14 protein-coding genes are annotated in these 13,925 nt (G+C 60.8%); 5 read left to right on the top strand and 9 right to left on the bottom strand.

The window, feature by feature from the left end; all coding sequences use genetic code 11:
• Positions 1-5 precede the first annotated feature (5 nt).
• Positions 6-809: an MBL fold metallo-hydrolase gene (locus tag WA367_RS03245; protein ID WP_336055352.1), complete on the bottom strand. Its 804-nt coding sequence runs from the start codon at positions 807-809 to the stop codon at positions 6-8.
• Between the two features lie 185 nt (positions 810-994).
• Here WA367_RS03245 and WA367_RS03250 point away from each other — a divergent pair, with 185 nt between their 5' ends.
• The 3 genes from WA367_RS03250 (at position 995) to WA367_RS03260 (ending at position 3,666) form a co-directional block, all read left to right on the top strand.
• The gene (locus tag WA367_RS03250; protein ID WP_336055353.1) at positions 995-1,744 is read left to right on the top strand and encodes a YebC/PmpR family DNA-binding transcriptional regulator; all 750 of its coding nucleotides are present in this window, start codon (positions 995-997) and stop codon (positions 1,742-1,744) included.
• 17 nt (positions 1,745-1,761) lie between these two features.
• On the top strand, positions 1,762-2,091 hold the full coding sequence (locus tag WA367_RS03255) for a SelT/SelW/SelH family protein (protein ID WP_336055354.1): 330 nt from the start codon (positions 1,762-1,764) through the stop codon (positions 2,089-2,091).
• A 150-nt stretch (positions 2,092-2,241) separates the two neighbouring features.
• Positions 2,242-3,666, top strand: coding sequence for an alanine/glycine:cation symporter family protein (locus WA367_RS03260; protein WP_336055355.1), 1,425 nt, complete (start codon positions 2,242-2,244; stop codon positions 3,664-3,666).
• A 103-nt stretch (positions 3,667-3,769) separates the two neighbouring features.
• On the opposite strand, the gene rpmE is transcribed toward WA367_RS03260, so the two are convergent.
• Positions 3,770-3,991, bottom strand: a complete 222-nt coding sequence (gene rpmE, locus WA367_RS03265) for a 50S ribosomal protein L31 (protein ID WP_336055356.1) — start codon at positions 3,989-3,991, stop codon at positions 3,770-3,772.
• A 199-nt stretch (positions 3,992-4,190) separates the two neighbouring features.
• Between rpmE and WA367_RS03270 the strand changes: the two genes are divergently transcribed.
• Positions 4,191-5,996: an ABC transporter transmembrane domain-containing protein gene (locus WA367_RS03270; RefSeq protein WP_336055357.1), complete on the top strand. Its 1,806-nt coding sequence runs from the start codon at positions 4,191-4,193 to the stop codon at positions 5,994-5,996.
• A 28-nt stretch (positions 5,997-6,024) separates the two neighbouring features.
• Here the strand turns inward: WA367_RS03270 and WA367_RS03275 are convergent, their stop codons facing one another.
• The 3 genes from WA367_RS03275 to WA367_RS03285 are packed head-to-tail and all read right to left on the bottom strand — an operon-like array spanning position 6,025 to position 9,592.
• Positions 6,025-7,509 carry a carboxypeptidase M32 gene (locus WA367_RS03275; RefSeq protein ID WP_336055358.1) on the bottom strand — a complete coding sequence of 495 codons (1,485 nt, stop codon included), beginning with the start codon at positions 7,507-7,509 and terminating at the stop codon, positions 6,025-6,027.
• 22 nt (positions 7,510-7,531) lie between these two features.
• Positions 7,532-8,563 (bottom strand): peptidoglycan -binding protein, encoded by a 1,032-nt coding sequence (locus tag WA367_RS03280; protein WP_336055359.1) that lies wholly within the window; start codon positions 8,561-8,563, stop codon positions 7,532-7,534.
• Positions 8,564-9,592 carry a MotA/TolQ/ExbB proton channel family protein gene (locus tag WA367_RS03285; RefSeq protein ID WP_336055360.1) on the bottom strand — a complete coding sequence of 343 codons (1,029 nt, stop codon included), beginning with the start codon at positions 9,590-9,592 and terminating at the stop codon, positions 8,564-8,566.
• 153 nt (positions 9,593-9,745) lie between these two features.
• Here WA367_RS03285 and WA367_RS03290 point away from each other — a divergent pair, with 153 nt between their 5' ends.
• The gene (locus WA367_RS03290; RefSeq protein ID WP_336055361.1) at positions 9,746-10,663 is read left to right on the top strand and encodes an NAD-dependent epimerase/dehydratase family protein; all 918 of its coding nucleotides are present in this window, start codon (positions 9,746-9,748) and stop codon (positions 10,661-10,663) included.
• Between the two features lie 15 nt (positions 10,664-10,678).
• Here the strand turns inward: WA367_RS03290 and WA367_RS03295 are convergent, their stop codons facing one another.
• The 4 genes from WA367_RS03295 to WA367_RS03310 all read right to left on the bottom strand — a co-directional run bounded on the left by WA367_RS03295 (position 10,679) and on the right by WA367_RS03310 (position 13,803).
• On the bottom strand, positions 10,679-11,476 hold the full coding sequence (locus WA367_RS03295; protein WP_336055362.1) for an inositol monophosphatase family protein: 798 nt from the start codon (positions 11,474-11,476) through the stop codon (positions 10,679-10,681).
• Positions 11,477-11,513: 37 nt separating this feature from the next.
• The gene (gene efp / locus WA367_RS03300; RefSeq protein WP_336055363.1) at positions 11,514-12,077 is read right to left on the bottom strand and encodes an elongation factor P; all 564 of its coding nucleotides are present in this window, start codon (positions 12,075-12,077) and stop codon (positions 11,514-11,516) included.
• Positions 12,078-12,196: 119 nt separating this feature from the next.
• Positions 12,197-13,147 (bottom strand): tetratricopeptide repeat protein, encoded by a 951-nt coding sequence (locus WA367_RS03305; RefSeq protein WP_442935523.1) that lies wholly within the window; start codon positions 13,145-13,147, stop codon positions 12,197-12,199.
• Positions 13,147-13,803, bottom strand: coding sequence for a thiamine phosphate synthase (locus WA367_RS03310; RefSeq protein WP_442935533.1), 657 nt, complete (start codon positions 13,801-13,803; stop codon positions 13,147-13,149). The genes WA367_RS03305 and WA367_RS03310 overlap by 1 nt, the downstream gene beginning before the upstream one ends.
• Positions 13,804-13,925: the final 122 nt, after the last annotated feature.

Consider the following 13,925-nt stretch of genomic DNA (forward strand, 5'->3'; position numbering starts at 1 on the left):
CTCGCTCACACCCCGGCGAGGATGATAATCGTCGGTCGCCGGGGCAGGTTTGAGAGCGACACTTCAAGGCTATTGCCGTCGCGGAACTCTATATCGAAGCCTTCGCCCATCCTGCTGGTAAAGGCGGACATGGGTGTGCGATGGCGATGCATGGGCAGGATGATCGAAGATGAAAGCCTGCGCGTGATCTCGCTCATTCCGTCCAAGGCCAGGGTCATGCCGCCGTCGACTGGCACCATCACGATGTCCAGACGACCGATTTCGGCATAATGCGTATCCGTCAGGCGGTGGTGCAGATGGCCCAGATGGCCGATGCACAGGCCAGCGACCTCGAAAATGAAGATCGAATTCGCATCGGCCTCGAACACGCCATAGCGCGAGATGTCTGTGGTCACGTTACGCACATAGACGTCGTCCACGAGCAGTGAATGCGAAATCCCTCCGCCGTTATCGTCCCACCCCGGCAGGATGTGGTCGATACCTGGCGGTGGGGAGAGGGTGAAGTGCGTGGTATGCGCCTTGTTCATCGTGACCACGTTCGGGATCGGCGAGGCCCCATAGGCACCGGAGAAGTCGGTGGCGATGCGAATGCCAGCGGGAGTATCGATCAGATAGGTGGAGTGGCCCGCATAGGTTAATCTCACCGTGTCGTCGGTCGCGGCTTCATGCAGGGGCGCTGCAACATAGGTGGCCTGTGGCAAGGAGTGAGCCACGGCCATGCAGGTGCTCGGGCGTTGGGTCTGGGCATCGGCGGCGGAAGCCAGTGCGACCACAAAGGCCGCGCATGCGAACAGTCTGGTGACGAACATTGGGCGTCCTCCTGTTGCGTTATGTCATCCTAGGCCGAAGCAACCCTGATGCGAAGCTGGTAGATAGCGATGTTGCGCAATTGTGAAGAGGGCGCAGAAATGGCCGTTCTGCTGGACGTTGGCTGTCAATTTCACTATAAGGCCCGGCAATCTGAACATGCAGAAAAGCCCGGAGAAGGAGCCCCATGGCCGGCCATTCCCAATTTAAGAACATCATGCACCGCAAGGGTCGCCAGGATGCGGTCCGTTCCAAGATGTTCTCCAAGCTTGCTCGTGAAATCACTGTTGCAGCCAAGGCCGGCTTGCCAGACCCTGCAATGAATCCACGCCTGCGTCTGGCCATCCAGAACGCCAAGGCGCAGTCGATGCCCAAGGACAATATCGAGCGCGCGATCAAGAAGGCCTCCGGCACGGATTCGGAAAATTACGAAGAGGTGCGCTATGAGGGTTATGGCCCGGGTGGTGTCGCCGTCATCGTCGAGGCGCTGACCGACAACCGCAACCGCTCTGCATCCAATATCCGCGCTGCCTTCACCAAGTCCGGCGGGTCGCTGGGCGAGACGGGTTCGGTTTCCTTCATGTTCGACCGTGTGGGCGAGATCATTTATCCCGCTTCTGCCGGAGACGCTGAAAAGGTGATGGAAGCTGCCATCGAAGCCGGTGCGCAGGACGTGCAGTCGGATGAAAACGGCCATGTCATCACTTGCACCTTCGAGGATATCGGTGACGTGACCACCGCGCTCGAGGCAAGCCTCGGTGAAGCTGAATCCGTGAAGGCCATCTGGAAGCCTCAGACGGGCACTCCGGTTGACGAAGAGCGCGCTCAGTCAATCCTCAAGCTCATCGCGACCCTTGAAGATGATGACGACGTGCAGAACGTCTATGCCAATTTCGAGGTGGACGACGAAACCATGGCCAAGCTCAGCGCGGCCTGATTTCGGGAGCGCCGGTGATGAGTGCAGACCTGTCTTCGCCGGCGCACCGCATCACGATCACCTATTGCACCCAGTGCCAGTGGCTGCTTCGCGCGGCCTGGATGGCGCAGGAGTTGCTCTCCACGTTTTCGACAGAGCTTTCCGCCAGCGAGGTCTGCCTGCGCCCACGCAGCGGCGGCATATTCCAGGTCGAGGTCGATGGCGAACTGGTTTGGGATCGCAAACGTGATGGCGGTTTTCCCGATATCAAGACGCTGAAGCAGAAGGTGCGGGATCGTGTGAACCCCGAGCGGGATTTGGGGCACATCGACGCTGCTTCTACTCGTCACGATGATCCAGCGCCCTAATTTCCCTGACAATTCCACTTGTTCGGGTGGACAGTCCAGTTCCACTCGGCAATAAGTTGAAGTAACTGCACGTTTAACGTGTATATTCGTGAGGGCAGGCTTTCGCAATGGGAGCCTGATCATTCCCTATTGCAGCGGGAAGGGACTAGAATGTCAGTCATAATCGATTTCCTGAACAACATACTCTGGGGTTACATCCTGGTCTACGGGCTGCTCGGTGTAGGCTTGTATTTCACGTTTCGGCTGAAGCTGATCCAGATCCTGCATTTCGGCGAGATGTTCCGGGTCATCCGCTCCTCGCGGAGCGAAGACAAGGCAGGCATTTCGCCCTTTCAGGCATTGACGGTCAGCCTTGCCTCTCGCGTTGGTACCGGCAATCTGACCGGTGTCGCGGTGGCGCTCAGCCTAGGTGGGCCGGGCGCGATCTTCTGGATGTGGATGGTGGCGCTGGTTGGCATGGCCACGGCCTATTCGGAAAGCACGCTGGCGCAGCTCTACAAGGTCAAGAACCAGAACGGGCGCTACCGCGGCGGCCCTGCCTTCTATATCGCGCGCGGACTCCGTGCGCCTTGGGCGGGCGCGCTGTTCTCTGTCTTCCTGATCCTGGCCTTCGGACTCATCTTCAATGCCGTGCAGGCCAATTCGATCGCGGATGCGATGCAGGGCGCGTTCGGTGCCCCCAAGGTCGGTACGGGCGTTGTGATCGCGGTTTTGGCAGGCATCGTCATCTTCGGTGGCATTCGCCAGATCGCGCGCGTGGCCGAGGTGCTCGTTCCGTTCATGGCGATCCTTTACCTGCTTCTGGCCGTATACATCCTGATCACCAATATCGGGCAGGTGCCGGGGGTGCTGGCAGACATCATCGGCAGCGCCTTTGGTCTGCGCGAAGCGGCAGGCGGTGCGACAGGTGGCGTGATGGCTGCGCTCCTCAATGGCGTGAAGCGCGGCCTGTTCTCCAATGAGGCGGGTATGGGTTCGGCTCCCAATATCGCGGCGGTTGCCACGCCCGAGCCGCATCATCCCTCGTCTCAGGGCTTTGTTCAGGCGCTGGGCGTGTTCATTGACACCATCCTTGTGTGTACCGCGACTGCAGTCATGATCCTTCTGTCGGGCGCGCTCGTGCCGGGCAACGGCGTTGAAGGCGTGCAGCTCACCCAGGATGCTCTTGCCACGCATATCGGCGGGGCGGGCGCCTATTTTATTGCCATCGCGATCTTCTTCTTCGCCTTCACCTCGATCATCGGCAACTACTCTTACGCAGAGAATGCGATGACATTTCTCGGCATGGGCAGCGGACTGCCGATCGTGCTGATGCGCGGTGCGGTTCTCCTGATGGTGCTGTGGGGCGCGTATGAGAGCGTCGCAACTGTCTTCAATGCGGCCGATGCATCCATGGGTCTCATGGCGACGATCAACCTGATCGCCATCGTCATGCTATCCGGCACGGTGGTGAAGTTGACCCAGGATTATCTCAAGCAGCGCAAGGCGGGTGAACTGCCCGTCTTCCACGCCGCCGACTATCCTGAACTTGCCGGCAAGATTGATCACTCAATCTGGCACGAGAAGAATGGATAAAAAGCCATCCGCCAGCCCCCTCGGGGGGGCTGGCTCCTCACGCACCAAAGAAAAAGCCCGGCGCGATGGCCGGGCTTCTTCGTACTTAACGTCCAGAAGGGGCTTAGATGCCGAGGCCTTCGTAGCGCTTCTTGAAGCGCGAGACGCGGCCGCCGCGGTCGACCAGGGTCTGGTTGCCGCCGGTCCATGCCGGATGCGTGGAGGAATCGATGTCGAGCTGAAGGGTGTCGCCTTCCTTGCCCCAGGTGGAGCGGGTCTCGTACTCGGTGCCGTCCGTCATGACGACCTTGATGGTGTGATAGTCGGGATGGATATCGGCTTTCATCGCTCGGTCCTAAATTCCTGTTGGTCACTTCGCGCTGGCTGCCGATGCGGCAAAGTCGCCCACGCTCAAAAACTTGAAGCCGCGGCCAATGAGGTCTACGGCTTGCCTGAGGTTGGCGTGCCTATACATCACGCGCCGTTGGGACACAAGGGGGCTTGGCTGGTTGGTGCCGATCAAGCTTCCGGTTGGGCAGGGTAGAATGCAGGACGAAGTGAAAAAAGAGGACCGGTCGCGACGCTCACTGGGGCCGCTGCGTCGTCTCGTGCCATATGTGACACGCTATCCCGGATTGCTTGCGGGTTCGTGTGTATTTCTGCTGCTAGCCGCTAGCGCCACGCTCACGCTGCCTTTGGCCGTGCGTCGTATGATCGACCATGGCTTCACCGAATCCGACAGCGCCTTCATCGCCAACTACTTCTCCATGCTGATCGTGGTGGCCGCGGTTCTCGCTGTTGCCTCTGCGGGGAGATATCTTTTCGTGATCACGCTTGGCGAGCGGGTCGTGGCTGACCTGCGCGAGGACGTGTTCGCGCATGTGATGAAGCTGTCGCCAAGCTTCTTCGACCGTGAGCAGTCGGGTGAGATCGTCTCTCGTCTGACGGCTGATGCCACGCAGATCAAGTCAGCCGTGGGCGCATCGGCATCGGTTGCATTGCGCAACACGCTGATGGGGGCAGGTTCTGTCGCAATGATGGTGCTGACCAGTCCCAAGCTCTCTCTGCTGGTGGTGGTGGCCATACCCTTCATCGTGCTTCCGCTCATGGCTTTCGGGCGTTCGGTGCGACGCCGTTCCCGGGCCGCGCAGGATACGCTGGCCGAGGCAACGGCCTATGCAGGGGAGCAGATTGGTGCGGTGCGCGTGGTGCAGGCATTTACGGGCGAAAAGCGTGCTGCGGGGCGTTTTTCCTCTGCAGTGGAGGCCGCCTATCAGGCCGCGCGCAAATCCATACTTGCGCGATCCGTACTGACCTTCTTTGCCATCTTCACCACCTTTACCTCCGTCGTGGCAGTACTTTGGGTGGGCTCTCATGCGGTTCTTTCGGGCGAGATGAGCGGCGGCACTTTGGGGCAGTTTCTGCTTTATGCCGTGCTTGCCGCCGGTGCGCTTGGTGCTTTGTCGGAAGTCTGGGGCGAGCTTTCGCAGGCCGCCGGTGCGGCCGAGCGCATGGGCGAGTTGCTTGATGAAAAACCGGCGGTGGCTGCACCGAAAGATCCGGTGCCTATGCCATCCCCCACGCGCGGCGAGATACGCTTCGACGATGTCGGTTTTGCCTATCCCTCGCGCAAGGGAACTTCCGCACTCAACGGCTTGAGCCTATCGGTGAAGCCGGGAGAGACGGTCGCCATTGTCGGGCCCTCCGGGGCTGGCAAAAGCACGATCTTCGGCCTGCTCCTGCGGTACTATGACGTCTCCTCCGGTCGGATCACGGTGGACGGGGTCGATATTCGCGAGGTGGACCCGGAAGCGCTGCGTTCTTCAATGGCGATTGTTCCACAAGACGTGACGGTGTTCTCGGGCAGTGCCGCCGAAAACATTGCCTTTGGCAAACCAGACGCCGGCCCTGCGGAGATAGAAGCTGCGGCGAAGGCGGCATTGGCGGACGAGTTCATCCAGGCCCTTGACCGGGGTTATGATACGCCGGTCGGCGAACGGGGTGTCACGCTTTCAGGCGGGCAGAGGCAGCGGCTGGCGATTGCGCGCGCGCTGTTGCGCGATGCGCCGATCCTGCTTCTGGACGAAGCCACCTCGGCGCTTGATGCTCATAGCGAGGCGTTGGTCCAGAAGGCGCTGGAGCGGCTCATGGAAGGACGCACCACGCTGGTGATTGCGCACAGGCTGGCGACGATCCTCAAGGCTGACCGCATCCTCGTGATGGAGGAGGGGCGTGTGGTGGAAGAAGGCACGCATGAGGAGCTTGTCGCGCGCGGTGGCGCATATGCGCGTCTTGCCAGGCTGCAATTCGATGCGGGCGCGAACGTGTTCAAGAGCGCGGCGGCGGAGTAGCGGCAGCAGCAGGAGGCGGATGCAAGCCTCAGCTTCCGTAGCGCTCTTCCAAATGCTCGCGGAAGTGTTTTGCGTTGAGAGGTTCGCCGGTGGCGCGCTCTATCAATTCGGGCGTGGACCAGCGTGAGGCCTGGCTCCAGATATGCGTGCGGCGCCAGTCATTGACGGCCTCGAATTCGCCGCACGAAAGCTGTTCGTCCAGATCGGGCATCTCACGCTTGATCGCGCTCCACTGCTGGGCGGCCATCATTGCGCCGAGCGTGTAGGACGGAAAATAGCCGAATGCGGATGATGGCCAATGCACATCCTGCATCGGCCCGTCTTTCGGGGAATCGATCGTGGAGAGACCGAGATAGCGCTTCATGCGCTCATCCCACGCTTCCGGCAAATCCTTTACCTCAAGACTGCCGCCGATCAGTTCCTGCTCGATTTCGAAGCGCAGGATGACATGGAGCGGATAGGTGACCTCGTCGGCGTCCACGCGGATCAGCCCGCGCTCCACATGATGCACATGGTCGAGAATTTCGTCCTGCGACCAGCTCTCGCCGAGATGCTGTTCAACCAGAGGTAGCGCCCATTGCCAGAAGGCCGGGTTGCGGCCGATCTGCTTTTCGACAAACAGGCTCTGACTTTCGTGCATGGACATGCCGCGCGCTTCGCCCAGAGGCCAATGCGCCCATTCCTTGGGCAGATTTTGTTCGTAGAGGGCGTGGCCTGTTTCGTGCAGCGTGCCCATCAGGGACGACAGGAATTCATCCGTACGGTAGCGCGTGGTGATGCGCACGTCTGTAGGCACGCCCCCGCAGAAGGGATGGTGGGAGACCGAGAGGCTGCCATGCGTCAGGTCGAAGCCCACGGCGGCCATCATCGCCAAGCCAAGTTCGCGCTGCTTTTCGATCGGATAATTGCCCGAAAGCGGGCGGGTGGGCGACTTTTCGCGACGCTTTTCCTGCACTTCGAGCGCGCGTGGCACGAAGTCGACCAGAAAGTTTTTCAGTTCCTCGAATACAGGCGCGACCTGTTCGACGCGGCTGCCGGGATCATACATTTCGATCAGCGCATCATAGGGGGAGAGGCCGAGCACTTCGCCGCGACGGGCCGCTCGTTCGCGCTCCAGCTCAACCACTTCCTGCAAGACCGGTGCGAAACCGGCCCAGTCATTGCGGGCGCGCAGATCACGCCAAAGCTGTTCGCAGCGCATGGAAGCGCGCGTTTGCCGCTCCACGAATTCCGGGGGCAGGCAGGTGAGGCCGATATAGCGGCGGCGCCATTCCCGCACGGCTGCCTGTTGGTCGCCGTTCAGGTCTTCCTGTTCGGCTGCATCAAGCCAGTCGGCGATTTCCGGTGCAACGGATTCGCGGTGATACATGCCCGAAAGAACTGACATCGCTTCGGCGCGCGCTTCACCGCCACCAGGGGCCATATGCGTCGCTTCATCTGCACCGAGAATGGCGAGCGCGTGCGAAAGGGCGTGCAGCTTCGTTCCGAGCTTGTCGAGCTTTTCAAAGGACATACATTTTACCTGGTTGGAAGAATCAGCGTTCAGTCAGCTTGAGTTCGATGCGACGATTGCGGGCGCGGGCTTCCGGCGTGTCGGCGGGGTCGAGTGGCTGATATTCCCCAAAGCCTGCGGCGACCAGACGGTTGGCGGGAACGCCCTGCTCAATGAGGAATTTCACGACTGCCGTCGCGCGTGCGGTTGAGAGCTCCCAATTGTCCCGGAAGCGGCCCGTGCCGGATAGGGGTACGTCATCGGTGTGGCCATCCACGCGCAGCACCCAGTTGATCTCGGGTGGAATTTCCTTCTGCAGGTCGAGAATGGCGTCAGCAAGTTTCTGCATCTCTTCCTGGCCGCTGGGATTAATCTCGGTTGCACCAGACGGGAACAGGACTTCCGACTGGAAGACGAAACGGTCGCCAACGATGCGAATATTCTCGCGATCTGAAAGGATCTCACGCAGGCGTCCGAAGAAGTCGGACCGGTAGCGGTTGAGTTCCTGCACACGCTGGGCAAGCGCAACATTCAGGCGGCGCCCGAGATCGGCAATCTTTCCACGCGATTCCTGGTCACGTTCTTCGGAAGCATCAAGTGCTGCTTCCAGTGCCGCGATCTGACGGCGCAGTGCGGAAATCTGCTGGTTGAGCAGTTCCACCTGCGACAGCGCGCGCTGGCTGACGCCGCGCTCCTCGTTCAGTTCTTCGGTGAGTGCGCCAAGCCTTGCCTGCGCTTCCTCGCTCTGGCCGCTGCCGCTTGCCAGAAGTTGTTGCAGGCGGGACTGCTCGTCCGTCGCATCTTCCAAAGAGGCCCGCAAGCTGGCGATGGTGTCTTCGGCATCCTGATTGCTGGCGCGCTCGAGTGCCAGAAGCTGCGTCAGTTCGTTGATCTGCGCGTTCAGCCGGTCCAACACCTCGTCCTTGCCGGAAATCTCACGGCTGAGGAAGAACTGTGCCAGCACGAAGACCGACAGCAGGAACATGATCGCCAGAAGCAGTGTGGCCATGGCATCGACAAAGCCCGGCCAGTAGTCAACGCTGCCTGTCCTGCGCCTGTTACGCGCCAGAGCCATTTATTCGCTGTCCTCACGCTCGCGCTTTTTCAGGGAGACCGCGATACTTTCCAGTGTCTCGCGCAGCGCGCGCTGGTCGGATGCCTGGGCCTCTACCCAGTCGCGCATCATCTGCTGCTCCTGGCGCATATTCTTCACGAGGCCCGAAATGCCTTCGGCAAGCGAGGCCATGGCGGCGGCGGTCTTCGGATTGGAGGCGCTGCCGCTTTCCTGCATGTTGCGCAGTTTCTCTGCCAGTTCCTTCAGTTCTTCCGACTGGCCGGCGCGGCTGCCTTCTCCAAGGTCGGAACCGAGATCGGTGACGGTGGAGAGCCAGTTTTCCAGTTCAACGTAAAAGCGGTTCTGAGCGCGACCCGCCTGCAGGTCGAGAAAGCCGAGAACCAGCGAGCCGGAAAGGCCGAAAAGCGATGAGGAAAAGGCCGTGCCCATGCCCGCCAGCGGGGCGGAGAGGCCGGTCTTGAGCGAATCCAGGATGTCGTTCGCTGACCCGGTTCCGGGGTCGAGGGACTGGATTGTGTCGCCAATTGAGCCGATGGTCTGAAGCAGGCCCCAGAAGGTGCCGAGCAGGCCAAGAAAGACCAGCAGACCGATGAGATAGCGCGAGGTATCGCGGCTTTCATCAAGGCGGGTGGCGATCGAATCGAGAATGGAGCGCATGGAGCTGGTAGACAGGGCCATGCTTGAGGACCGGCTCAAGAGCAACTTCATGGGCGCAAGCAAAACAGGCTCGGTTGCTTCCGTGCCGGCCAGGAAGGAGTTTACCCACCGCACTTCGCGGAAAAGCCGGATCACCTGCATGAGTGCGAGGAGAACACCTATGGCCAATACGCCGAGTATCAGCCCGTTCAGGCCCGGATTGCTCTGGAATGCCGCGGAAATCTGCCGATAGAGAATTGCGGCCACGAACCCTACGATGGCCAGGAAAATGAGCATCGAATAGAAAAAGACGTGGGGGCTCGACAGGCTTCGCGGATCATATTGTTCATCCACGGTGAGACGTTCCGCTCCCAGCGATTTCATGAAGGCCATTCTCTCCTCATCGGTATGTGCCCGAGCGCCCAGACTGTAAGCGCAATTGTGACCAAATTGAAAGCCGGTTGCGGCGCTGGGGCAACGTGTAGCATGTAATGCGGGTTCCGCCACGAGACGCGGATGTAGCAATGGCGGGGACGGGAACGGTCAATGAAGATACTCGTGACGGGCGCGACAGGCTTTGTCGGTAGGCATTTGTGCAGGATGCTCACCGAGCACGGGCACGAGGTGCGCAGGGCCTTGCGCAGCGAAACGGCCGCGGCAGGCAGTGACGATTTCGTCGTCGGCGAGATCAGTCCGCATACGGATTGGGCGAGGGCGCTTTCCGGCGTGAATGCCGTGGTGCATCTGGCCGGTCCCGCCCACGGGCGAGTTAATGACGAATCCGAGTTCTTTATGGCCAACGATACAGGTACTGCGCGGCTCGTCTCAGCCATGGAAAAGGCCGGAGTGCAACTCCTCGTCAATATGAGCAGCATAGCCGCGCGCCGCGCGGAAAGTGACGGCGACAGGGCGGCCGCCTATGGCAGATCCAAGCTTTTGGGTGAGAAGCATGTGAGCGCCTTTGCCAAGGGGGATGGGAAGCGGCTGGCCATCAGCCTTCGCCCGCCTCTCGTTTACGGGGCCGATGCTCCGGGAAACTGGGCGCGACTCATGCGTCTTGCACGCCTTCCGGTGCCGCTGCCTTTCGCTTCCGTTGATGCGGCGCGCAGCTTTTGTGCGGTGACCAATCTGTGCGACGCGATCATCCGTGTTCTGGAGGCCGGTGCGTCGGGAACTGCGGGGTCTGGTGCCTATGAGATATGCGATGCCGAAGCGGTGACACTGGCAGAAGTGCTGACACTGCTGCGGGATGGGGCCGGGCGTCCTGCGCGGCTCGTGCCAGTGCCTGTCAGCTTTTTGCGGGCAGGACTCAAGGCAGTAGGCATGAGCCACATGGCCGAACAGTTGTTCGATCCGCTGTTGCTTGATGCATCGCCATTTCGGGAGAGATTTGGTTGGCAGCCGCCCGTGGCGGCGCGTGAAGCCATAAAGGCATGCACAGCGCGGGAAGATGTCCCACGCTGAACAGCAGTGATCGAACTAGTCGCGCTGCGCCTTCTGCAGTTGCTTCAGCAGCGCGCGGTGGATCAATTCGTTGCCGGCAACGACATTTCCGGTCTCGAATATCTTCTGCCCGCCCGAGCGGTCTGTAGCGAACCCACCGGCCTCACGCACCATAAGAAGACCGGCGGCCATGTCCCATGGCTGCAGGCCGTCTTCCCAGAAAGCGTCCAGGCGACCGGCTGCAACATAGGCAAGATCGAGTGAGGCTGCGCCCATGCGGCGAATGCCTGACACTTCGCCCATGATGTGACGCATGTCGAGAAGCGCTTGTCCATGGTGGCCGCGACCCAGATGCGGAATGCCGGTGCCGACCACGCAGTCAGTCAGTTCGCGGCGGGCGGCGACGCGCATGCGCCGGTCATTGAAGAACGCACCACCGCCGCGCTCGGCGGTGTAGAGTTCGTCCATGGCCGGATTGTAGATGACGCCCGCAACGATCTGGCCCTGACGTTCCAGGGCGATTGAAACGCCGAAGATCGGAATGCCGTGCAGGAAATTCGTGGTGCCGTCGAGAGGGTCCACGATCCAGCGATGCTGGTCGTCGCTGCCTTCCACCACGCCGCGCTCTTCCATCAGGAACGAATAGCCCGGCCGTGCGCGGGAAAGTTCCTGATGCACGATTTCCTCGGCGCGGCGGTCGGCCTGGCTGACATAATCGCCGGGGCCCTTGAGCGAGACCTGCAGGTTCTGCACCTCGCCAAAATCACGGGCCAGCGAGCGGCCTGCCTTCATGGCGGCCTGCACCATGACATTGATGATCGCGGAACGCGCCATCGCGTCTGTCCTCGTCTGTTACTCTGCGAAAGCCGAATTAGTCGGCGCGGCGCAGATAGGTGATTTCGTTGGTGTCGACGACAATTCGCTCGCCGGTCTGGATGAAGGGCGGCACCATGACGCGCACACCATTTTCCATGACTGCAGGCTTATAGGAGGACGCCGCCGTCTGACCCTTTACGACGGGATCAGCCTCGGCAACCTCAAGGGTGACCTGGTCGGGAAGTGAGATGCCAATCGGCTTATCTTCGTAAAGCTCGACCGTGACAGTCATGCCGTCCTGCAGGAATGCCGCGCGGTCGCCGACGAAATCCTTCTGCAGTTCAAGCTGCTCATAGGTCTCGGTGTCCATGAAGACCAGCGCATCATCCTGCGCATAGAGATAGGAGAAGTCCTTCTGCTCAAGGCGAACCTTCTCGACCGTCTCTGCAGCGCGGAAGCGCTCATTCAGCTTCGTGCCGTCGATCAGGTTCTTCATCTCAACCTGATTGTAGGCGCCACCCTTGCCGGGCTTCACGGCATTGGTCTTGACCGCTACCCACAGCCCGCCATTGTGTTCGATAACATTTCCCGGACGGATTTCGTTTCCGTTGATCTTCATCTGGTCTGTCCTGATAAGAGACGCGCTCAGGCGTTTTCGTCGGCGTTCCAAGACCATAAAATGGGCTGAGAGGCAAGACAGGCAAGCCAAAACCTGCATCACAGGGCGGCTTGCCGCTTTTATCGGCGCAGTTGGTTGGCGCGCTGCAGAGCCTGTTCGACCTGCTCTTGTGTCAGCCCGTTCATGAAATCTTCCATCTCGCGATCGACCAGGCCGGCGCGGCGGGCGAGAATATACCAGGCGGAGGCGGCAATCGGATCGGCTTCGACGCCAACGCCGGCGCGATAAAGCTTTGCCACCCTGTTTTGTGCGGCGACATTGCCGCTATCGGCTGCACGTTTCAGCCAGCTGAAACCGGCTTCGGGATCGGCCTTGCCGCCGCGCCCTTCAACCAGCCAGGTGCCAAGATCAAGTTGCGCTGTGTCGAAGTTCTGCCGCGCGGCCCTCACAAGCCAGCGCCTCGCCTCTGCGTCGTCCTGCGCCTTGCCGCCAATCCCGTTGGCGTAGACAAGGGCAAGTGCATATTGCGCGTCGGGCAGACCCGCCTTGGCTGCAGCCTCGTAATGCTTGATGGCTTCGGTCTGTGCCTGCGCGCCGCCCCCATTGGCGAGTATGAACTGCGCGAGGTTGAACTGTGCCAGCCTGTGACCGGCTTCCGCGGCCTTTTCCAGAAGTTCACGCGCTTTTGCCGGGTCCTTCTCGACAAAGTTTCCGTCGACGAGCATCAGCGCATATTGAAGCTGTGCTTCGGCCACACCCTGTTCAGCCGCTTTCGCATACCATTTGGCCGCTTCGCGCGCATTGCGCGGCACGCCAAGCCCGCGGGCGTGGATCTCGGCGATCAAGGTTTGCGCCGCTGCATCGCCTGCCTCCGCTCGCGGCGTGGCGAGGCGAAGGGCAGTTATGTAGAGGCCCCGCTGAAAGGCACCGAATGCGGCATCCGTGCGCTTGCCGAAGCGGTTTGGGTCCACTTCCTCAATTTGCGGCTCGTCAGCGGCCTGCTGTTCCTGAGCACCAAGGGGCTGCGCCAACAGCATTGCTGCAAGTATCAGGCAAGCGCGTTTCTGCATCAGTCCTGCGTCTCCGCGCTGGCTGCAGCAACGTCTTCAAGCCGTTGATTGGCCGCGCGCACGGCTTCAGCCGCGTCTGCATCAGCGCTGAAGACCACTTCCGAGACGGCGACGAATTCCGCGCCGGTCTCCGCAACCTTGCCGACTGAAGCGAGATCGGAGCCGGCCATGACAATGCACGGGATCTCGATCATCTGCGCCCACCATGTGCCAAGCGTCAGATTGCGTGGATGCGGCTCCGGCGTCTTGTCGTAGCCGAACCGACCAAAGAACATGTAGTCCGGCTGGGCCTCACCCAGATCGAGCGCGACGTCGCGGGTCCGCGCGCCGCCACTGCCAACGATCATGCGGTTCTGATACTGGCGGATGGCATCGTCGAGCTCGAAGCGGTTCCCGTCAACATGGATGCCGTCGGCCCCGATCCGGGCTGCAACGCGGGGTGCGCCCGCGATCAGTGATGCGGCTCCCGCTTCCTGCGCAATTCCCGAAAGGGTTGCTGCATGATCCTGGAATTGGTCTTCATCCATCCCCCAATCGGGAATGATGACCGAAGCGACGTCGCCTGCTTCCAAGGCATTCTTCAACCGCTCCGCCACATCGGGAACAACCGCAATATCGGGCGTGATCAGTACAAGGCGGCAGCGTTCGGTCTGCATTTGCTGGCTTTCACTTTCCATGACTGGCATTGTGGGCAAAGTCTCACCTCTCGCATAGTCCCATGTTCCATGGGCAAGCAAGGCTTTATCCATTTGCGTCGACTGCGCGACCTTCGGCCGGG

Source organism: Nitratireductor sp. CH_MIT9313-5 (assembly GCF_037029545.1).
Lineage (GTDB): Bacteria > Pseudomonadota > Alphaproteobacteria > Rhizobiales > Rhizobiaceae > Chelativorans.

Bases quoted from the DNA above. Each gene is read 5' to 3' on its own strand.
- WA367_RS03260 (WP_336055355.1), top strand. From the start codon at position 2,242: ATGTCAGTCATAATCGATTTCCTGAACAACATACTCTGGGGTTACATC.
- WA367_RS03250 (WP_336055353.1), top strand. From the start codon at position 995: ATGGCCGGCCATTCCCAATTTAAGAACATCATGCACCGCAAGGGTCGC.
- WA367_RS03255 (WP_336055354.1), top strand. From the start codon at position 1,762: ATGAGTGCAGACCTGTCTTCGCCGGCGCACCGCATCACGATCACCTAT.
- WA367_RS03285 (WP_336055360.1), bottom strand. From the start codon at position 9,592: ATGGCCTTCATGAAATCGCTGGGAGCGGAACGTCTCACCGTGGATGAA.
- efp (WP_336055363.1), bottom strand. From the start codon at position 12,077: ATGAAGATCAACGGAAACGAAATCCGTCCGGGAAATGTTATCGAACAC.
- WA367_RS03280 (WP_336055359.1), bottom strand. From the start codon at position 8,563: ATGGCTCTGGCGCGTAACAGGCGCAGGACAGGCAGCGTTGACTACTGG.
- WA367_RS03245 (WP_336055352.1), bottom strand. From the start codon at position 809: ATGTTCGTCACCAGACTGTTCGCATGCGCGGCCTTTGTGGTCGCACTG.
- rpmE (WP_336055356.1), bottom strand. From the start codon at position 3,991: ATGAAAGCCGATATCCATCCCGACTATCACACCATCAAGGTCGTCATG.
- WA367_RS03310 (WP_442935533.1), bottom strand. From the start codon at position 13,803: ATGCAGACCGAACGCTGCCGCCTTGTACTGATCACGCCCGATATTGCG.
- WA367_RS03295 (WP_336055362.1), bottom strand. From the start codon at position 11,476: ATGGCGCGTTCCGCGATCATCAATGTCATGGTGCAGGCCGCCATGAAG.
- WA367_RS03290 (WP_336055361.1), top strand. From the start codon at position 9,746: ATGAAGATACTCGTGACGGGCGCGACAGGCTTTGTCGGTAGGCATTTG.
- WA367_RS03305 (WP_442935523.1), bottom strand. From the start codon at position 13,147: ATGCAGAAACGCGCTTGCCTGATACTTGCAGCAATGCTGTTGGCGCAG.
- WA367_RS03270 (WP_336055357.1), top strand. From the start codon at position 4,191: ATGCAGGACGAAGTGAAAAAAGAGGACCGGTCGCGACGCTCACTGGGG.
- WA367_RS03275 (WP_336055358.1), bottom strand. From the start codon at position 7,509: ATGTCCTTTGAAAAGCTCGACAAGCTCGGAACGAAGCTGCACGCCCTT.